Source organism: Microbacterium sp. WCS2018Hpa-23 (assembly GCF_031843845.1).
Lineage (GTDB): Bacteria > Actinomycetota > Actinomycetes > Actinomycetales > Microbacteriaceae > Microbacterium.
Genome location: NZ_JAVTIZ010000007.1, coordinates 276,839 through 296,674 on the forward strand (window position 1 = coordinate 276,839; position 19,836 = coordinate 296,674).

The following is a 19,836-nucleotide window of genomic DNA, read 5'->3' on the forward strand; positions in this document are numbered from 1 at the left end:
AAGGGGGTCGCGCTCGCCGCGGCCCCCTTCGTCATGCCTGCTGAACAGGGCGCCCGTCGACCTCGCCGGAGCGCGGCCAGAACGACATCGCCCGCTCCGCGAGCGCCGTGATCGTCAACGACGGGTTCACACCCGGATTCGCGGGTACCGCCGCCCCATCGACGACGTGCAGCCCCGGATGTCCCCACACACGGTGGTACCGATCGACGACCCCTGTCGCGGGGGACGCCGAGATCACGGCGCCGCCGAGGAAGTGCGCGGTGAGGGGGATGCCGAAGACCTCGGGCCATGAGCCCCGCGCCTCGGCGGGCACGCCACCCTCTTTCTGCATGCGCGCGGCGATCGCCGCAGCCGCACGGTGCGCCTGAGGCAGATAGCTCGGGTTCGGCTCACCGTGCCCCTGCCTGCTCGTCAGCACCAGGCGCCCGAACCGGCGCCGCAGAGACAGGGTGAGCGAGTTGTCGACGGTCTGCATGACGAGAGCGATGATGCCGCGCTCGCTCCAGCGCCGGAGAGACCCCAGGCGCAGCTGACGGATCGGCGCCCGAAGGAATCGCCCGACGAGACCGCCCAGTCGGCGGCCGAGCGGCACATCTCCGGGCACCATGACCGACGCCAGCGCACCCATCAGATTCGAGCCCGGCCCGTAGCGCACGTTCTCGACATGCGTGCGCTCGTCGACGTGGAACGAGGTCGTGATGGCGACGCCCTTCGCGAGGTCGAGAGAAGTCGGAACCCGGGTCGCGATCGCGCCGTCGAGCGCCTCGGAGTTGGTCCGCGTGAGTCGCCCGACGGCGTCGGACACACGCGGAAGAGCACCCGAGTGCTTCATCCGATGCAGCAGCTGCTGTGTGCCCCAGGTGCCCGCAGCCAGCACGACCTGACCGGCGCAAACAGTGCGGCGATCACGACGCAGCCAGGCACCGCTGCGCTCACTCGTCACGGCGAACCCGCCGCCCGCGAGCGCGCGCACCTCGGTGACCGTGCGGAGCGGCTCGATCACCGCGCCGCGGCGCTCCGCGAGTGCGAGGTAGTTCTTCATCAGCGTGTTCTTCGCGCCGACACGGCATCCGACCATGCAGTTGCCGCAGAGTGTGCAGCCCGTGCGATCTGGGCCCTCTCCCTCGAAGAACGGATCGGGCGTGCGCTCCCCCGGCCTGCCGAACCACACGCCCACCGGAGCCCGCCGGAACGTGCTGCCGACACCGAGATCCTCTGCGGCACCGGCCATGATGCGCTCGACGGGACCGGAATGAGGGTACCGCTCGACCACGCCGAGCATCCGCTTCGCCGTCCTGTAGTGCGGCGAGAGCTCGGCATCCCAGTTCGCGAGTGCGTTCCACTGGGGGTCGGTGAAGAAGGCTCCGCCGGGCTGATAAAGAGTGTTGGCGTAGTTCAACGATCCACCGCCGACGCCCGCCCCCGCGAGGATCATCACGTGCGGCAGGCGGTGGATGCGCTGGATGCCGTAGCAGCCCAACGCCGGCGCCCACAGGTAGCGACGCACATCCCAGCTGGTCTTCGCGAAGTCCTCGTCTTCGAATCGACGTCCGGCCTCGTAGACGCGCACGCGATACCCCTTCTCGACGAGCCGCAGCGCGGAGACGGATCCGCCGAAGCCCGAGCCGATCACGATCACGTCCTCGTCGAACGGTGCGCTCTGTCGCGCGTTCCTGCCGCTGTCAGCCACGACCCGTCTCCTTCGCTGCAGGCACCAGGACAGTGAGCGCCGCCGGGCGGACACCGACCGTGCATTCGTCCTCGCCGATCCGCTCTCCGTCGGCGTACACGACGAGTCCCGGTGCGCTCACCGTCACGGACCGGGCACGTCCGTGCGTCACTTCGGGACGCGACAGGTGCGTGCCTCGAAGCAGCAGCGGGAACAGCCGCAGCAGACGGAGGCGGCTCAGCGGCGCCACCTGTACGAGGTCGAGGAGACCATCGTCGGCCGCCGCGCCAATGCATACCGGCATGCCGCCTCCATAGCTCTCGGTGTTGCCGACGGCCACGAGAGTGCCCGGCGCCGCGACAGGGGCCGAGCCGTCGACGGACACCGTGAACTCCATCGGGCGCAGACGCAGGAGTTCGATCACGAGGGCGAGGTAGTAGCGCAGCGCACCGTGGGGCCAGCGCAACCGGTTGGTGCGATCGCTGACCTTCGCGTCGAAGCCGAGAGCGGCGATCGTCAGGAACGGCGCGACGCGGCCTCCGGTGCGTATCTCTCCGATGTCGATCGCCCTGGCGACTCCGGAGAGCGCGAGCTCCGCTGCGGCGACCGGGTCGTGGCGAGGAAGGCCCAGGGCCCGCGCGAGGTCGTTCCCCGTACCGGCCGGCACGAGCGCGACAGGGACGGCGCTCTCGCAGAGAAGGTCGAGGATGCCGGACAGCGTGCCGTCTCCCCCGACGACCACGAGCACACGCGGCTCTTCACCGAGAGCCTGCGCCGCGAGCACCTCGCTCGATGCGGCGGAGTCCCCTGTGAACACATGCACGTCTGCGCCACGGGCCCGCAGATGGGCGAGAGCTGCGGCTGCCTCGCGCCCGGCGCGCCCCTTGCCCGCGGAGGGATTCGACAGCATGGCGATGTGGTCACCCACGTCAGCGCGTCCGATCAGCGGAGATCACGGCGCCTGGGTTGAGGATCCCCGTGGGGTCGAGCTCGCGCTTGATCGCGGCCAGGATCCGCACGCCGGTCTCGCCGATCTCCTGCTCCAACCACGGTGCATGATCGCGGCCGACGGCGTGGTGGTGGCTGATCGTGCCGCCGTTAGCGATGATCGCGTCGTTCACACGCGCCTTGACCTGTGCCCAGACCTCCATCGGGTCGGACCGGATGGAGGCGAGCACCGTGAAGTACAACGATGCCCCCGTCGGATAGATGTGGGATACGTGGCACATCACATAGGGCTTCGCGCCGGAGTCGGAGAGTCCGTCGCGAAGGGCAGTCGTGACCGCCGCCTTCAGTGTGGGGATGTTCGCCCAGGTGGTCGCCGTCTCGAGAGTCTCGCAGAAGACTCCCGCGTCGAGCAGCGCGTCGCGCAGGTACGGACCGTCGAAGCGTCCGTCGAGCCAGTCCTCAGCCGCTCCCTCACCGGAGGAGACTCCGCCAGCAGCAGCCAGCAGTGCGGACGCGCGCGCCCGGCGCTCGACGATGCCGCCGCCCTCGTACACCGTGACGACCGCTGCACCCTTCGAGAGCGCCTTGCCGATCCGGCCGACCTGCGCCAGGCTGACCGCGGTTTCAGCCTCATCGGACAGGCGGATGACCGTCGGCCCGCCGCCATGCTGCGCCACCGCTCTGAGGGCATCGGCAGCCGAAGCGAAATCCGGGAACGTCCAGGACTCGAGAACGCGCTCACGCGGGATCGGATGGATGCGGACGCGGACCTCCGTGATCACCCCGAAGATGCCTTCGGAGCCCAGGAACACGCGGACCAGGTCGGGCCCCGCGGCAGACCCCGGAGACCGCCCGAGATCGATGTCACCGGTCGGCGTCGCCACCCGGATGCCCGTGACCATGGTGTCGAAGCGCCCGTGGCCCGCAGAGTTCTGCCCCGACGACCGCGCGGCCGCGAACCCGCCGATCGTCGCGTAGCGGAAGCTCTGCGGGTAGTGGCCGAGCTCGAATCCATGCGCGCTGAGCAGCGCCTCTGCATCAGGCCCGGTGGTTCCTGCGGCGAGGACTGCTTCGCCGCTGACATCGTCGAGGCGGAGGAGACCGGTGAGTCGGCGCAGATCCAGACTGATCACGGCGTGGTGGCGGCCGCGCTGCGGATCGAGGGCCCCGACCACGCTCGTTCCGCCGCCGAAGGGGATCACCGCCACTCCGCGATCGGCGGCGACGGAGAGCACGGCAGCCACCTCGTCGTGATCGGCAGGAAGGACGATGGCATCTGGGGTGACCTGACGCACCAGTCGCCTTCGCAGCAGATCGGGCGTCGAGCGACCGCCTGCATGGCGGATCCGAGCCTCGTCAGAGACATCGACCCGATCCTTGCCCACGACGACGGTGAACGCCACGATGTCGTCGGGAGTAAGCGCAGAGGCGGCGAGGAGCACGTCCCCGAGCTCGACGGGCGTGGCGGGCTTGCGGATGCGCCCGAGCAGCAACGGGAGCAGCGCCCGCACGGCCCGGGGCAGATCATCGGCCTTCGCGGGATCACCCCAGCCGTTCCACCGCATCTCCGATCGTGCGGCGACTCTGCCGTTCTCCTGACTCATGCGTTACAGTGTGACACATCATGGAAGAACGTCAAGTGACTGCAGAAGCGCGGCTCTCACAGCATCCGCTCTGGGACGCCACCCAGGCGCGCATCCTCGACGCGGCCGACGACCTGATCAGCCGCAGAGGGGTACACGGAGTCACCATCGCGGAACTCGCGCGTCGCGCAGGTCACAGCCGTCCGACGATCTACCGCAGCTGGAACGACGCCGACGACGTCGTGCGCTCAGCCCTGCTCCGCCGGGTCGCCGGCATCGTCGCGCAGTTTCCGGCGGAGCCCCTCACCCGCCACGACCTCGTCGACGACGTTCTCCGTTTCTCGGCGTCCTTCCGCTCCGACGAGGTCTATGGGCGACTGCTCGCGGACGAGCCCGAGGTCTTCACCCGCTACACGCTGCAGCGCGTCGGATCGAGCCAGCGGTTGATCCTGCAGTGGCTCGCCGCGGCGATCGAGACCGCGCAGCGCGGTGGGAGCGTCCGGGCGGGAGAGCCGAGCGAGATCGCGGTGATGCTGCTGCTCATCGCGCAATCGGCGGTGCTGTCGCACGGGACCGTCTCGGAGCTCATCTCCGAGCAATCGTGGGAACGCGAGCTGCGCGCTGCTCTCGACGGGCTGCTCCGGCCATGACCGCCTACTCCCCCGACCTCAACGTCGCGCGTCGGGCCGCAGACCTCGCTCGGGCCGCCGAAGAGACCGTCGACGTGCTCGTTATCGGCGGCGGGATCACCGGCACGGGAGTCGCTCTCGACGCCGCCTCCCGAGGGCTGTCCGTCACGCTGCTCGAAGCGGATGACCTCGCATTCGGCACGAGCCGATTCAGCTCGAAGCTCGTGCACGGAGGCCTTCGCTATCTCGCCACCGGTGATGTCGCGACCGCGAAGGAGAGCACCCTCGAGCGGCACCTGCTGATGACGGTCATCGCACCGCATCTCATCCGACCGCTCGGCCAGCTGATGCCCTTCGCCGTCGGCGTGACCGCCGCACAGCGCGCGGCAGGTATCGCGGGCATGGCCATGGGCGATCTGCTGCGGATGCGGGCTCGCACGCCACGAACGGTGCTGCCCGGGCCGCGATTGGTCTCCGCGCGCGCCGCCCATGATCTGGTTCCCGCGCTCGACCGCCGAGGACTTCGGGGCGGAATGCTCTCGTACGACGGACAGCTCGTCGACGATGCGCGATTGGTCGTGACGGTCGCCCGCACGGCCGCGGCTCTCGGCGCACGCATCCTCACGCGGGTTCGCGCGCGAGGGCTCCGCAGCGATGGGGCGATCGCCGCGGACGCGCTGACCGGCAAGACCCTGGACATCCGGGCCCGCTCGGTGATCAACGCCACCGGGGTGTGGGCCGGGACCCTCGACGAGTCGATCACCATGCGCCCCAGCCGCGGAACCCACATCGTCCTGGACGCCGCCGACCTCGGACACCCGTCGGCGGCGCTGACCATCCCGCACGAGGGGTCGATCAGCCGTTACGTGTTCGCTCTGCCGCAGCAGAGCGGACGGGTGATCGTCGGTCTGACGGACGAGGATGCTCCGGGCGCTGTGCCGCGGATCGCCACGCCGACAGAGGGCGAGATCTGCTTCCTTCTCACGACCCTGAACCGGGTGCTCGCCGAACCCATCGGTCGGGAACGAGTGCGCGGGGCGTTCGCGGGCCTCCGCCCGCTGGTCGACTCAGGCGCCGATTCGACCGCGGACATCTCTCGCCGTCATCTGGTCGCCGTCTCCGACGCGGGGTTCGTCAACGTCCTCGGAGGCAAGCTGACGACGTATCGGCGGATGGCGGAAGACGCCGTCGACCTCGCAGCACACGTCAGCGGTCTGAACGCCGCGCCGAGTCGGACGGCGTCCCTCCGGCTCACCGACACCGCGCCGAAGCGGTCTCGTCCCGGTTCGGATGCCGACGGCGCAGTGCCTCGCGCGCAGGTCGAGTTCGCCGTGCGCGCCGAGGGCGCGATGACCGTCGCCGACATCCTCGACCGGCGCACCAGGATCGGCCTCGTCGAGGCCGACCGCGAGCGGGCGAGAGTCACGACCGAAGCACTGCTTGCCGAGGTGCTCGCGGACCTCGGCTGAGGCGCATCGAGCCTCGCCCGCGCCCGCGGCGTATCCACCTCGCGGCGTCGCGGATAACACCGACGGAACAGCGTGTGAACACCGGCATCGGAGAGCGGTGAATGGCCGTGCGCAGAAGCAGCAGGCGGCACAGTGGTGTCATGGACATGCTCCTCTCGATGCTCGGTGGTAAGGGAATGTCGGGTCTGTTCAAGACCGGCACGGCGATCCTCACGATCCTGCTGGTCGTGCCGGCCCTGTTGAAGATCTTCGTCGTCACGGTGGATGAGGGGTGGGCGGCGATCCGCACCCGGAACGGCAAGCCGATCATCCGCAACAGGCCGCAGCGGCGGCCCACCTCACGCGGGGGCGCGGTCGGCGAAGTCGTCGTGCTCGACCCCGGTTCGCACGGCGCCTTCCCACTGTTCTACTGGTACAAGCTCATCGACGTCCGCTGTCGCGCGACCGACCTGCCCGCCCGCGAGATGACCGGCGCCAGCGGGCATCAGCACCGGGTGCACGCGTCCTTCGAATGGCGACCATTGGCCACCGGCCGAGATCTGCGAGTGTTCGAACTCGACGTGGTGAACGTGAACGAACGCGCGTCGAACATCGTCGGCGCGGCCCTGCGAGACGTCATCCGGAGCCTCGACGGAGCCGAGCTGCCGCACAACGACGAGATCAACACCCGCGTAATCGCCGCCAGCGCTGACGAGGTCAGACGTTCCTGCGGGGTCGAGCTCGTCCGGGTCATGGTCACGGGCGACGCCCTGACCGACGGTTATCTGCTCTCCACCGCGCTCCGCGACACGGACCGCGGTGCCGAAGCCGTCGCGGCGCTGCACGCCCTCAACTGACCGGGCGGGCACTCACGGATAGGCCGCCCGGGATCAGCTCCGCTCGTGCAGCGGAAGATCGACAGCGCCGGTCTCCCCCGACTGGCGAGCGACCGGAATACGAGTCCCGAGAACCTGGGATACGACGTCCTGCGCGATCTTCGACGCGGTGAGTCCGGCATCCGCGAGGATCTGATCGCGCGAGGCGTGATCGATGAACTCGTCCGGCAGGCCCAGCTCGTCGACCGCCGTGTCGATGCCCGCCTCGCGGAGCACCTGACGCACGCGCGTTCCGATGCCGCCGACGCGGATTCCGTCTTCGATCGTGATGACGAGGCGATGACGCGCGGCCATGCTGACGATCGAGGGCTGCACCGGGATCGCCCAGCGAGGGTCGATGACGGTCGCACCGATGCCCTGGGCGCGAAGACGCTCGGCGACATCCATCGCCAGCGCGGCGAACGGCCCGATCGCCACGAGCAGCACGTCTTCGGACTCGCCGCGGGCGAGCACGTCGACACCGTCATGCAGGCGCTCGAGAGCGGGCAGCTCAGGCGCCACATCGCCCTTGGGGTAGCGGATCACGGTCGGGGCGTCTGTGACGAGCACTGCCTCATCGAGCGCTTCTTGCAGGCGCGCGCCGTCTCGCGGAGCCGCGATGCGGATGTGCGGGACGATCTGCAGCATCGCGAGGTCCCACATGCCGTGGTGACTAGGACCGTCGGGACCTGTGACACCCGCACGGTCGAGGACGAACGTGACACCCGCACGGTGGAGTGCCACATCCATGAGCACCTGATCGAACGCGCGGCCCATGAAGGTCGCGTACAGCGCCACGACCGGGTGCAGGCCGCCGAAGGCGAGACCAGCGGCCGATGCCACCGCATGCTGCTCCGCGATCCCCACGTCATAGACGCGGTCGGGGAATCGCTCCGCGAACGGAGCGAGACCCGTCGGGCGCAGCATCGCGGCGGTCATCGCGATCACGTCCGAGCGGCGCTCGCCCACGGAGACGAGAGCGTCGGAGAAGACATCGGTCCATCCGGTCCCTCCCGACGAGAGCGTCTCACCGGTCGTCGGGTCTATGCGCCCGACCGCATGGAACTGGTCGGCCTCGTCATCGCGGGCCGGCTGGTAGCCGCGCCCCTTCTCGGTGATGGTGTGCACGATGACGGGTGCGCCGAACGACTTCGCGAGCTCGAGGGTCTCGAGAAGCGCAGGAAGATCGTGTCCGTCGACGGGGCCGAGGTACTTGATGTCGAGGTTGGAATACAGTGCCTCATTGTTCGTGAACCGTGAGAGGAACCCGTGCGTCCCGCCCCGCACACCGCGGAAGACGGCGCGGCCGACGGGCCCGAAGGCGCGGAAGAGGCGATCGGACTTATGGTGCAGCTCCTTGTATGCCGCGGCGGTGCGCACACGGTTGAGGTAGCGCGACATGCCGCCGATCGTCGGGGCATAGGAGCGCCCGTTGTCGTTCACCACGATGACGAGATTGCGGTCGTTGTCATCGGAGATGTTGTTGAGCGCCTCCCACGTCATGCCGCCGGTCAGGGCGCCGTCTCCGACGACGGCGACCACATGGCGGTCTGCGCGCCCGGTCGCGGTCAGTGCGCGCGAGACCCCGTCGGCCCAGCTCAGCGAGCTGGATGCGTGTGACGACTCGACGACGTCGTGCGGGCTCTCGGAGCGCTGCGGATAGCCGGCGAGCCCTCCGCGCACACGGAGAGACGAGAAGTCCTGACGCCCGGTGAGCAGCTTGTGCACGTACGACTGGTGACCGGTGTCGAAGATGAAGGGGTCGTCCGGAGACGAGAAGACGCGGTGCAGTGCGATCGTCAGTTCGACCACACCGAGGTTCGGGCCCAGATGCCCGCCGGTGCGCGACACGTTCTCGACGAGGAACTCACGGATCTCCCCCGCGAGCTCGATGAGCTGATCCTCGGACAGCGAGTCGAGGTCACGGGGTCCTGAGATGCTCGGAAGAATCGGCATCTGCACCTCCTCATAGGCACCGTTCACGGCATCCGATTCCGGTACGGACGCCTGCTCGATCCTACCCCGGGCATCCGGGAAAGCTCGGAGAGCGACTCCCCCTTGACACGGGCCCTGACACGCGGAAAGGGCCCGATTCCGAAGAACCGAGCCCTTTCCGACCGTGTGATCAGACCAGCGAACGCAGCACGTACTGCAGGATGCCGCCGTTGCGGTAGTAGTCCGCCTCACCGGGGGTGTCGATGCGGACGACCGCGTCGAACTCCACGACCTGCTTGCCCTCGGGCGAGTCATCGGTCGGGGTGGCGGTCACGCGGACCGTCTTCGGGGTCGTTCCGTTGTTGAGCTCCTCGAGACCCGTGATCGAGACGACCTCGGTGCCGTCGAGACCCAGCGACTCCCAGCTCTCGCCGGCCGGGAACTGCAGCGGGACGACACCCATGCCGATCAGGTTCGAGCGGTGGATGCGCTCGAAGCTCTCGGTGATGACCGCCTTGACGCCCAGCAGGCTCGTGCCCTTGGCCGCCCAGTCACGTGACGAGCCGGAGCCATACTCCTTGCCACCGAAGATGACAAGGGGGGTGCCCTGCTCCTGGTAGTTCATGCTCGCGTCATAGATGTACGACTGCGGGCCACCCGCCTGGGTGAAGTCGCGGGTGTATCCACCCTCGACGACCTGACCGTCGTTGACGGCCGAGACCATCAGGTTCTTCAGACGGATGTTCGCGAACGTTCCGCGGATCATGACCTCGTGGTTGCCTCGACGCGAACCGAAGGAGTTGAAGTCCTTGCGGTCGACGCCGTGCTCGGTGAGGTACTGAGCGGCGGGCGTGCCGGCCTTGATGTTTCCGGCGGGCGAGATGTGGTCGGTGGTGACCGAATCGCCCAGGGTCGCCATGACGCGCGCACCTTCGATGTCGCGCACCGGGGTGAGCTCCATCGTCATGCCGTCGAAGTAGGGCGCCTTGCGCACGTAGGTAGAGTTCTCGTCCCACTGGAAGATGTCGTCGTCCGGGGTGGGGAGGCTGCGCCAGCGCTCGTCGCCGTCGAAGACGGTCGCGTACTGCTTGATGAACTGCTCACGCGAGATCGACGAGTCGACCAGCTCCTGAACCTCGGCCGGGGTGGGCCAGATGTCCTTCAGGAAGACGTCTTCGCCGTCGGTTCCCTTGCCGAGCGCGTCGTTCTCGAAGTCGAAGTGCATCGACCCTGCCAGCGCGTAGGCGATGACCAGCGGCGGACTGGCGAGGTAGTTCATCTTCACGTCGGGGCTGATGCGCCCCTCGAAGTTGCGGTTGCCCGAGAGCACGGCGGTCACGGCGAGATCGTGGTCGTTGATGGCCGCGGAGACCTCTTCGATCAGCGGACCGGAGTTGCCGATGCAGATCGTGCAGCCGTAGCCGACGGTGTAGAAGCCGAGGCCCTCGAGGTCCTTGTCGAGTCCGGACTTCTCGTAGTAGTCCGTGACGACCTTCGAGCCGGGACCGAGCGTCGTCTTGACCCACGGCTTCTGCTTGAGGCCCTTCTCGAGCGCCTTGCGGGCGACGAGACCTGCGGCGATCATGACCGACGGGTTCGAGGTGTTCGTGCACGACGTGATGGCCGCGAGCGTCACCGCACCGTTGTCGAGGATGTACTTCTCACCCGAGGGCGTCGTCACCGGCACCGGCGTCGACGCGTTGGCCGGAGCACCGCTGTTGATGTGCACCGGTCGGGTGGTCGTGGGCTCCTCTTCACCGGGAACGGAACCCGGGTCGGACGCCGGGAACGAGTGCTTCGACTCGAGGTCGACCACGGAGTCCGAGGTCGATGCCGATGCGTACGAGAGGATGTCGTGCTCGAACTGCGTCTTCGCCTCGGAGAGGAGGATGCGGTCCTGCGGACGCTTCGGGCCGGCGATCGACGGCACGACGGTGCCGAGGTCGAGCTCGAGGTACTCGCTGAAGGTCGGCTCGGCATTCTCGTCGTGCCAGAGCTTCTGCTCCTTGGCGTAGGCCTCGACGAGTGCGACGGCTTCGTCGCTGCGCCCGGTCAGGCGCAGGTAGTCGAGCGTGACGTCATCGATCGGGAAGATCGCGGCGGTGGAGCCGAACTCCGGAGACATGTTGCCGATCGTGGCACGGTTGGCCAGCGGCACGGATGCCACGCCCTCGCCGTAGAACTCGACGAACTTGCCGACGACGCCGTGCTTACGCAGCAGGTCGGTGATGGTGAGCACGACGTCGGTCGCCGTGACACCGGCAGGGATCTCGCCCGACAGCTTGAAGCCGACGACGCGCGGGATGAGCATAGACACGGGCTGGCCGAGCATCGCGGCCTCGGCCTCGATGCCGCCGACGCCCCAGCCGAGCACACCCAGGCCGTTGACCATCGTGGTGTGCGAGTCGGTGCCGACACAGGTGTCGGGGTACGCACGCAGCACGCCGTTCACGTCACGGTCATAGATGACCTTGGCCAGGTGCTCGATGTTCACCTGGTGCACGATGCCGGTTCCGGGCGGGACGACCTTGAAGTCGCTGAAGGCGGTCTGGCCCCAGCGGAGGAACTGGTAGCGCTCGCCGTTGCGCTCGTACTCGATCTCGACGTTGCGCTCGAGCGCATTCTCGGAACCGAAGAGATCGGCGATCACCGAGTGGTCGATGACCATCTCTGCGGGCGAGAGCGGGTTGATCTTGTTCGCGTCGCCGCCGAGCGCCGTCACTGCCTCGCGCATGGTGGCGAGGTCGACGATGCAGGGAACACCGGTGAAGTCCTGCATGACCACGCGGGCGGGCGTGAACTGGATCTCGGTGCTCGGCTCTGCCGCAGCATCCCACGAACCCAGGGCTTCGATCTGCGCCTTCGTCACGTTCGCGCCGTCCTCGGTGCGAAGCAGGTTCTCAAGGAGGACCTTGAGGCTGAAGGGGAGCTTGTCGAAACCGGGCACCGTGTCGATGCGGAAGATCTCGTAGTCGGTGCTGCCGACCGTCAGGGTGCTCTTGGCACCGAAGCTGTTCACCGTGGACACGAATCCGTCTCCTTCTATTCGGATGGGAGCGACAGGCGCCTCCATCTTGCTCGCCAGCGAGCCCCTGCGGCTAGCAAGGCAGACCTAACCAGTCTGCTCCGCTCAGCCTCCGGGCGAAAGCCTGCAATTTATCTTGATGTCAAGATAAATCTATCACGAGTGCGCAGTCGCCTCGGCATCCGACGCGCGCGGATAGAGCGCGCGCACGATCAGCCAGGTGACGGCGATCAGCGGCGCGAACAGCGGAAGACCCATGATGAGCTTGAGCGTCCCGAGCGCTGTGACATCACCGGCGAGGTAGAGCGGGAGCTGCACCGCCAGCCGCGCGAAGAACAGCGCGGCCCAGGCGACTCCGAGCCAGAAGAAGGCCCGGCGCTTGCGACGGTCGCCGCGCCAGGCGGTGCCCTCCCCCATCAGGAACCCGACAGCGAGGCCGATGAGCGACCACCCGATCAACGCGGAGACGAGCATCGCCGTGCCGTACGCGGCGTTCGTGATCAGGCCGGGGACGAAGTTGTCCTCACCTCGTCCAGTCCACAGCGCGAGTGCCGCGGCTGCGGCAGCGGCCACCAGACCGCCGATGGCCGCGGACGGTGGGGACTTCTGCACCAGCCGGACGATGGTGAACACGGCCGCGAGTCCGACGGACACTCCCAGCGGAAGGATCAGCGGCTCGGGCCGGAGTGTGAAGAGGATCACGAACGCCAGGCTCGGGAGGACGGACTCGAGGATGCCACGCCACCCGCCGATCGCAGACCAAACCACCTTGTGTGTCGCGCCGCTCTCGTTCGGGTCGAGTCCCGCACGCCGGGCGGCGCCGCCGAGGGCGGCACCGACGATGTCCGACGCACTCTGCTCGCGCTCGGGTTCCGGTGCCTGATCCGGCGTGGTCACGCTGAGCCGGGAGTCGCGGGCATCTTCAGCGGGATCAGGTCGCGGGGAGGCATCGGAGCCCCACCACGGACGACCACGATCGACCGGAAGAGATCCTCGACTTTCGCTGCCGCCTCGAGATCGGACGCGGCCGCGCCGCCGATCACGCCGCGGAGGAACCAGCGCGGACCGTCGATGCCGATGAACCGGGCGAGCCGAAGCTCCGAGCCCTCGTTCGCGGCGGCCGGCACCTCGGCGAGCAGCTCCTTGCCGAGAGGGCCGTCCCGTTCCTCGACGCGACCGCCCTGGCCGCGGACCTGATCGCGCAGCTGCACTCGCGTCTCGTCCCACAGCCCACCGGATCGCGGTGCGGCGAAGGGCTGTACCTGAAGCGAGGAGTCGGCGTAGTCGAGGCCGACGGCGACGATGCGCTTGGACTGCTCCTCGACCTCCAGCCGGAGGTTCAGGCCTTCGCGCGGAAGGATCTTGATTCCGCCGAGGTCGATGTAGGGGCGCACGGGGTTCGCCTCGGAGTCGTCGAAGGGGCCCTGAGTCGCCCGGTCGTCCGGAGCCGACTTCGAGGGAGTCGCGTTGTTGTCAGTCATTGGCCTGTCCTGCCGAAGGGGAATGGGATCCTGCCTGGTAGCCGGTCGAACCGAAGCCACCTTCGCCGCGGACGCTGTCGGGCAGCTCCTCGACCGAGATGAACGTGGCTCGCGTCACGGGCATGACGATCAGCTGTGCGATGCGGTCGCCGACGGCCACATCGTACGCGCTGCGGATGTCGGTGTTGATCAGGCTCACCTTGATCTCGCCGCGGTATCCGGCGTCCACCGTGCCGGGCGAGTTGACGATCGAGATGCCGTGCTTGGCCGCGAGGCCGCTGCGCGGCACCACGAATGCCGCGTATCCCTCGGGCAGCGCGATGCGCACGCCCGTCGCCACGAGTGCGCGCTCCCCGGGAGCCAGATGAACGGCCTCCGCCGCCACCAGATCTGCTCCGGCGTCGCCGGGGTGGGCGTAACCGGGCACCACAGAGGCGATAATGGGGACATCAACGGAATCAGTCACCCCACGAGGCTAATGCAGAACATCGCTCCTGACGCGCGGACCCGCTACCGCGAGAGACTGTCCCCCAGCCTGTGGCTGCTGGTGACGGTCGCGCTCGCGGGCCCGATGGTCGCCCTCATCTTCGTCCCCGTCGGCTCCACCATCGCGCTGATCGTCGGCGCCGCGGTCTCGGCGCTGCTCGTGATCGCGTTCATCGCACTCACGCCCGTCGTGTCGGTCGAGGGCGACGTGCTCCGCGCCGGACGGGCGCACATCGAGACTCGACACCTCGGCACGCCGACGGCGCTGAGTGGCGAGGAGGCGCGCCAGGCGCGCGGCCCCGGTCTGCCGGCCCGCGGGTGGCATCTGATCCGCGGCGGCGTCGACGGCGTCGTCGTGGTGCCCAACATCGACCCGGACGATCCGGTCGACACGTGGACCGTCTCGACCAGAACGCCCGACCGCCTCGCGGCGGCGATCCTCGCTTCCCGGGGCTGACGGCAGCCGCCCCCACGTACAAAGACGACGCGCCCCTGACCGAGAGGTCGGGGGCGCGTGAATTATCGCTCTGGTGCGCTCAGGCGGCGCACTCCTTGCAGATGGGGCCGGAGGAGCCCTCGTGATCGAGCTGTGAACGGTGCTTCACGAGGAAGCAGTTCATGCAGGTGAATTCGTCCTGCTGCGCGGGCAGCACGACGACATCGAGCTCGAGGTCGGAAAGATCGGCTCCGGGAAGATCGAAGCTGGACGGGTTGTCCGCATCCTCGTCTCCCGAAGAGCCGGAGCTCTTGTCCGGCACACGCTCCTTGAGGGCTTCGATCGACTCGGAGTCGTCTTCACTCTTGCGGGGAGCGTCGTAGTCGGTTGCCATGTGGTGAATCTCCACTTTCATGCGAGTGGGTGGTGCGCCGTCGGGGTAATCGGCGGCCATAGTTTGCACGACTGCGAGGCAATAAGCAAATGCCGGTGCGTGCGACAGACCAAACTCACGGCACGCCCAGAGTATTCCCGGCTGAGAGGCACGCCGCGTGACACCATGAACGCACACCCATCAGAGGGGCATTCGCATGGAAAACGTCACCATCGTCGGCACAGAAGCAGGTCTGCTCGTACTCGCGACCGAGTCGGGCGAGCGCTTCGCGCTGCCCATCGACGACGTCCTGCACCGCGAGATCCGCCGGGCGACGCGACAGAGCGAGCCGACTGCTCAGCGACTCGCCGCGAGCCCGCGCGACATCCAGGCACAGATCCGCGCCGGACTCACGGCCCCCGAGGTGGCAGAGCTCCTCGGCATCAGCGTCGAGGACGTCATCCGCTTCGAAGGCCCCGTGCTGGCTGAGCGCGAGCACGTCATCGGCCAGGCTCTCGCCGTTCCCGTGCTCATCGGCAGCGATGTCGAACCCGACGCGCAGCCGACGTTCGGCACAGCCATCCGCGCCAAGCTCTCCGAGATCGAGGCCTCAGCCGAACGATGGGCGAGCTGGAAGGACGAGAGCGGCTGGATCATCAAGCTCGAGTTCGCCGCGAACGAGGTCGAGCACGATGCCCGCTGGAGCTTCGATCCTCGCCGCAGCGCCCTGTCGCCGCTCAACGCCGATGCGACCCAGCTCTCGCGCCAGGGCTCACTCCCCGAAGGACTCATCCCGCGCCTGCGAGCGGTCGAGGCCGAGCGCCAGGCCTCGCCCTATAAGGACGACAGCCGCTTCGACTCCGGCGCCTTCGGACCGCGACTGATCGCTGCCCCCGAGGCAGATGTCGAGGATGTGTCCGCACCCGAGCGCTCCCCCGCGGCGGTGCAGGATGCCGCGATCAAGCGCGCCCCGGAGTCGGCGACGACGAGCCCCGAGACCGCTGACCTGCTCGAAGCGCTCCGACGACGCCGCGGACAGCGGGAGACCGCCCCGCTCCTGGAGACATCCGAAGACGACCAGGACGACCGCAATCCGATCGCGCTGTTCGACGCCTTCGAGAGTTCCACGCCCGAGGAGGACGACGAGCCCGAGGCCGCTCCCGAGCCGACGAACGACAACTCCGGCCGACGCAAGAGGCGCAACGCCATGCCGTCCTGGGACGAGATCGTCTTCGGGGCACGCACCGACGAGTAGAGCCCGCCGGTCGGACGCGAGCGCTGCACGGCGCTGCGGCTCGATTCAGAGGTCGCTCAGCGGGCGAACGCACCGAACCGGAGCAGGGGAACCTGACGCTCCTCCGGAGTGAGGCCGCCGTGCTGACCGATCATCCCCCGGCTGCGCTGATCGTGCGCGGTCCCGTCATAGACCGCACCGTTGCCGCGCGCGACGACGAGCACGTCGCCGATCCGCGATGCGGCGGCGGCAGTCACCTCCGGGCCGAACAGCCCCGCCGCGATCGCTTCCTGACGGGTTCCGACATCGGCGCGTCCGTCGAGATCGCGCGTCCATCGAGCGGCGACGGCCGCGGCCTCGACGTCGGGATCGACGTAGACGTGCAGCATCCGCGGTTCCCCGCCGAAGTGACGCACGCCGGCCAGATGCTCGGCGTCGAGCACGACCTGCCGGTGCGACGGCACATCGACCATGCCGTGGTCCGAGGTGACGAGCACTCCGACTCCCGGCGGTACCCGTCGGGACATCGCGGCATCGATCTCCTCGAGCGCTGACACCCACTGCACCGAATCGAGGCCGTATCGGTGGCCCGCCTTGTCCGCCTCCGGCAGGTAGCAGTAGACCAGCGAACCGGGGTGGCGCTCAGCCAGGTCGTAGGCGACCTGGACCCGATCTGCCGGCGTCTGCGCGGCGACGAAGTCGGCACCGCGCAGCGTCGCTCGTGTGAACCCGCTTCCGGCGTAGGCGGCGACACCGACGGCGAAGGTCGGCCGACCCTCGGCGCGGGCGCGTTCGAAGATCGTCGAAGCAGCCTGCCAGGTCGCGGGGTCGAGCCCCTCGGACTCCCAGCCGGTGAGCTGATTGACCAGCGCGTCCTGTGCGGGGTCGAGGACGCTGTATCCGACGAGCCCGTGCTGACCGGGCCACACGCCGGTGAGGATGCTCGTGAGGGCCGCCGCGGTGGTCGAGGGGAAGACCGAGTGGGCCACATCCTTCTTCGCCATTCCCGCAGTCAGCGCGCGGGCGTGCCCGGCGTGGGCGCGCAGGCTGATCGCACCGAGTCCGTCGATCAGCACGAGTACGACGGATTCGGCCCGCGGGAGGGTCGCGGACTCGCCGCGCAGAGCGGCGAACACGTCGTCCGCCACCCCGACGACGCTCCGGGCTGCGGGCGACTCGGACGGTAGAATGATGGGCATCCGAGCCAGTCTGACACAGGCTCCCGTACGCCCTCAGCCTCGCACCCATTCAGGATGGCCATGCCGAAGACCCCGCCTCCCGAGCTCGCCCCGGAGAGAATCCAGGACATCGATCTCGAAACCGAGATGCAGGGTTCCTTCCTCGAGTACGCCTACTCGGTGATCTACTCGCGGGCACTGCCCGACGCCCGCGACGGTCTCAAGCCCGTTCAGCGCCGTATCCTCTATCAGATGGCCGAAATGGGGCTCCGGCCCGACCGCGGCCATGTGAAGAGCGCCCGTGTCGTCGGCGAGGTCATGGGAAAGCTGCACCCGCACGGCGACACCGCGATCTACGACGCCCTCGTGAGACTCGCCCAGGAATGGGCGCTGCGCGTTCCCCTCGTCGACGGCCACGGCAACTTCGGCTCGCTCGACGACGGACCAGCCGCGGCGCGCTACACAGAGGCGCGCCTGGCGTCCCCGGCGATGGCACTCACCGAGAACCTCGACGAGGACGTCGTCGACTTCATCCCGAACTACGACGGCCAGTTCCAGCAGCCCTCCGTGCTCCCGGCCGCCTTCCCCAACCTCCTCGTCAACGGAGCGAGCGGCATCGCGGTCGGCATGGCCACCAACATGGCGCCGCACAACCTGATCGAGGTCGTCGCCGCCGCCACGCACCTGCTCGAGAACCCCGACGCCACGACCGAAGAGCTCATGGAGTTCGTGCCCGGGCCCGACTTCCCCTCCGGTGGCATCCTGATGGGTCTCGACGGTGTCAAGGACGCGTACACGAACGGACGCGGCGCGCTCAAGGTGCGAGGCAAGGTCTCCGTCGAACCCCTCGGACCGCGGCGAACCGGCATCATCGTGTCTGAGCTGCCGTACATGGTCGGCCCCGAGCGACTGATCGAGAAGATCCGCGATGCGGTGCAGGCGAAGAAGCTGCAGGGCATCAGCGACGTGACCGACCTCACGGACCGCAACCACGGCCTGCGCGTCGCGATCGGCATCAAGACCGGGTTCGACCCCAACGCGGTGCTCGAGCAGCTGTACCGCCTGACGCCCCTCGAGGATTCCTTCAGCATCAACAACGTCGCACTCGTCGACGGACAGCCCCGCACACTGGGGCTCAAGGAGATGCTCCGGGTCTACGTGGCACACCGTCTCGAGGTCATCACGCGACGCAGCCGGTATCGGCTCGCGCGGCGCGAAGAGCGGCTGCACCTCGTCGAGGGTCTGCTCATCGCGATCCTCGACATCGACGAGGTCATCCAGGTCATCCGCTCGTCCGACGACTCCGAGCAGGCGCGTGCGCGACTGCGTTCCGTGTTCGACCTCAGCGAGCTGCAGGCCGAGTACATCCTCGAGCTGCGCCTGCGCCGACTGACGAAGTTCTCGCGCATCGAACTCGAGACCGAGCGCGACGCCTTGCTCGCCGAGATCGCCGCGCTGCGCGAGCTCCTCGGCAGCGACGTGCTGCTTCGGGCTGCGGTCGCGAAGGAACTGGATGCCGCGGCAGACGCCTACGGCACTCCTCGCCGCACGCTCCTGATGAACGCCGCTCCCCCGAAGCCCCGTGCGACGAAGGGCGCCGCGGTCGATCTGCAGATCGCGGACGCGCCGACCGTGCTCGTCCTCTCGACGACCGGTCGAGCGGTGCGGGTGGATCTCGGCGAGGGCCAGGAGCTCTCCCTGCCGCCGCGCCGCAGCAAGCACGACGCGATCCTGACGACGATCGAGACCACGGTCCGTGCCGAGATCGGCGCGCTGACGACCGAGGGTCGCGTGCTGCGGTTCTCCCCCGTCGACCTGCCGTCGGTGCCGTCGTCGTCCGTGCAGTTGGCCGCAGGAGCCCCGCTACGCGATTACCTCGGGATCACCACCCGCGGAGAGCGCATCCTGGGCTTCGTCCGCTTCGACAGCGAGGTGCCGATCGCGCTCGGCACGGCACAGGGCACCGTGAAGCGGATCGTCCCGTCGACACTGCCCGTGCGCCCCGATCTCGAGGTCATCGGCATGAAGCCCGGTGACACGGTGGTCGGCGCGGTGGCTGCGCGGGACGATGACGACCTCGTCTTCGTGACGAGCGACGCCCAGCTGCTCCGGTTCTCCGCGTCTGCGGTGCGACCACAGGGTGCACCAGCGGGTGGCATGGCCGGCATCAAGCTGGGCGCAGGCGCCTCGGTGCTCTTCTTCGGTGCGGTGAACCCCGAGTCCGATGCCGTGGTCGCCACGGTGTCCGGAGGCGACAGCAGCCTTCCGGGAACCGAACCGGGCCGCGCGAAGGTCTCGCCGTTCTCCGAGTACCCCTCGAAGGGCCGGGCGACCGGCGGTGTGCGGGCGCACGCGTTCCTGAAGGGCGAGGACCGTCTGACGGTCGCCTGGGTGGGACCGAGCCCGGCACAGGCCGTCGACCCGACGGGTGCCGTGCGCAAGCTCCCGGACGCGGGTGCGCGACGTGACGCCTCGGGGCAGCCGATCGACGGGGTGATCGGAAGCATCGGCCGCACTCTGGTGTGAGCGGGACCGG

16 protein-coding genes are annotated in these 19,836 nt (G+C 68.6%); 6 read left to right on the forward strand and 10 right to left on the reverse strand.

The window, feature by feature from the left end; genetic code table 11:
• Window positions 1-31: 31 nt before the first annotated feature.
• Genes RQG77_RS13805 through RQG77_RS13815 form a run of 3 tightly spaced genes read right to left on the reverse strand, consistent with a single transcriptional unit; the run spans window position 32 to window position 4,221 of the window.
• Entirely contained in the window at window positions 32-1,690 is a 1,659-nt protein-coding gene (locus RQG77_RS13805) for a GMC family oxidoreductase (protein ID WP_311245198.1), read from the reverse strand.
• Window positions 1,683-2,597: a YegS/Rv2252/BmrU family lipid kinase gene (locus tag RQG77_RS13810; protein WP_311245199.1), complete on the reverse strand. Its 915-nt coding sequence runs from the start codon at window positions 2,595-2,597 to the stop codon at window positions 1,683-1,685. Before RQG77_RS13810 ends, RQG77_RS13805 begins: the two co-directional genes overlap by 8 nt.
• 1 nt (window position 2,598) lies before the next feature.
• Window positions 2,599-4,221 carry an FAD-binding oxidoreductase gene (locus RQG77_RS13815; RefSeq protein WP_311245200.1) on the reverse strand — a complete coding sequence of 541 codons (1,623 nt, stop codon included), beginning with the start codon at window positions 4,219-4,221 and terminating at the stop codon, window positions 2,599-2,601.
• A 20-nt stretch (window positions 4,222-4,241) separates the two neighbouring features.
• On the opposite strand from RQG77_RS13815, the gene RQG77_RS13820 reads away from it, so the two are divergent.
• The 3 genes from RQG77_RS13820 (at window position 4,242) to RQG77_RS13830 (ending at window position 7,134) form a co-directional block, all read left to right on the forward strand.
• A complete protein-coding gene (locus RQG77_RS13820) occupies window positions 4,242-4,850 on the forward strand; it encodes a helix-turn-helix domain-containing protein (protein ID WP_311245201.1) in 609 nt (202 codons plus the stop codon).
• A complete protein-coding gene (locus RQG77_RS13825; RefSeq protein WP_311245202.1) occupies window positions 4,847-6,298 on the forward strand; it encodes a glycerol-3-phosphate dehydrogenase/oxidase in 1,452 nt (483 codons plus the stop codon). Before RQG77_RS13820 ends, RQG77_RS13825 begins: the two co-directional genes overlap by 4 nt.
• A gap of 140 nt (window positions 6,299-6,438) precedes the next feature.
• Window positions 6,439-7,134, forward strand: coding sequence for an SPFH domain-containing protein (locus RQG77_RS13830; protein ID WP_056517214.1), 696 nt, complete (start codon window positions 6,439-6,441; stop codon window positions 7,132-7,134).
• 33 nt (window positions 7,135-7,167) lie between these two features.
• On the opposite strand, the gene dxs is transcribed toward RQG77_RS13830, so the two are convergent.
• The 5 genes from dxs to dut all read right to left on the reverse strand — a co-directional run bounded on the left by dxs (window position 7,168) and on the right by dut (window position 14,059).
• Window positions 7,168-9,108, reverse strand: a complete 1,941-nt coding sequence (dxs, locus tag RQG77_RS13835; protein ID WP_311245203.1) for a 1-deoxy-D-xylulose-5-phosphate synthase — start codon at window positions 9,106-9,108, stop codon at window positions 7,168-7,170.
• Window positions 9,109-9,277: 169 nt separating this feature from the next.
• The gene (locus tag RQG77_RS13840; protein ID WP_311245204.1) at window positions 9,278-12,115 is read right to left on the reverse strand and encodes an aconitate hydratase; all 2,838 of its coding nucleotides are present in this window, start codon (window positions 12,113-12,115) and stop codon (window positions 9,278-9,280) included.
• A gap of 153 nt (window positions 12,116-12,268) precedes the next feature.
• Window positions 12,269-13,009, reverse strand: a complete 741-nt coding sequence (locus tag RQG77_RS13845) for a DUF3159 domain-containing protein (protein WP_311245205.1) — start codon at window positions 13,007-13,009, stop codon at window positions 12,269-12,271.
• The gene (locus RQG77_RS13850) at window positions 13,006-13,593 is read right to left on the reverse strand and encodes a DUF3710 domain-containing protein (protein ID WP_056307521.1); all 588 of its coding nucleotides are present in this window, start codon (window positions 13,591-13,593) and stop codon (window positions 13,006-13,008) included. The genes RQG77_RS13845 and RQG77_RS13850 overlap by 4 nt, the downstream gene beginning before the upstream one ends.
• Complete coding sequence (gene dut, locus RQG77_RS13855) at window positions 13,586-14,059, reverse strand: dUTP diphosphatase (RefSeq protein WP_311245206.1); 474 nt, start codon at window positions 14,057-14,059, stop codon at window positions 13,586-13,588. The genes RQG77_RS13850 and dut overlap by 8 nt, the downstream gene beginning before the upstream one ends.
• Before the next feature lie 12 nt (window positions 14,060-14,071).
• Here dut and RQG77_RS13860 point away from each other — a divergent pair, with 12 nt between their 5' ends.
• Entirely contained in the window at window positions 14,072-14,536 is a 465-nt protein-coding gene (locus RQG77_RS13860; RefSeq protein WP_311245207.1) for a DUF3093 domain-containing protein, read from the forward strand.
• Window positions 14,537-14,615: 79 nt separating this feature from the next.
• Here RQG77_RS13860 and RQG77_RS13865 read toward each other — a convergent pair whose 3' ends face one another.
• A complete protein-coding gene (locus tag RQG77_RS13865; RefSeq protein ID WP_056307515.1) occupies window positions 14,616-14,909 on the reverse strand; it encodes a DUF4193 domain-containing protein in 294 nt (97 codons plus the stop codon).
• Window positions 14,910-15,105: 196 nt separating this feature from the next.
• Here RQG77_RS13865 and sepH point away from each other — a divergent pair, with 196 nt between their 5' ends.
• Window positions 15,106-16,143 carry a septation protein SepH gene (sepH, locus tag RQG77_RS13870; RefSeq protein WP_311245208.1) on the forward strand — a complete coding sequence of 346 codons (1,038 nt, stop codon included), beginning with the start codon at window positions 15,106-15,108 and terminating at the stop codon, window positions 16,141-16,143.
• Between the two features lie 56 nt (window positions 16,144-16,199).
• Here the strand turns inward: sepH and RQG77_RS13875 are convergent, their stop codons facing one another.
• Window positions 16,200-17,321, reverse strand: coding sequence for an alkaline phosphatase family protein (locus RQG77_RS13875; protein ID WP_311245209.1), 1,122 nt, complete (start codon window positions 17,319-17,321; stop codon window positions 16,200-16,202).
• Window positions 17,322-17,381: 60 nt separating this feature from the next.
• Here RQG77_RS13875 and RQG77_RS13880 point away from each other — a divergent pair, with 60 nt between their 5' ends.
• Window positions 17,382-19,826: a DNA topoisomerase IV subunit A gene (locus RQG77_RS13880; protein WP_311245210.1), complete on the forward strand. Its 2,445-nt coding sequence runs from the start codon at window positions 17,382-17,384 to the stop codon at window positions 19,824-19,826.
• Window positions 19,827-19,836: the final 10 nt, after the last annotated feature.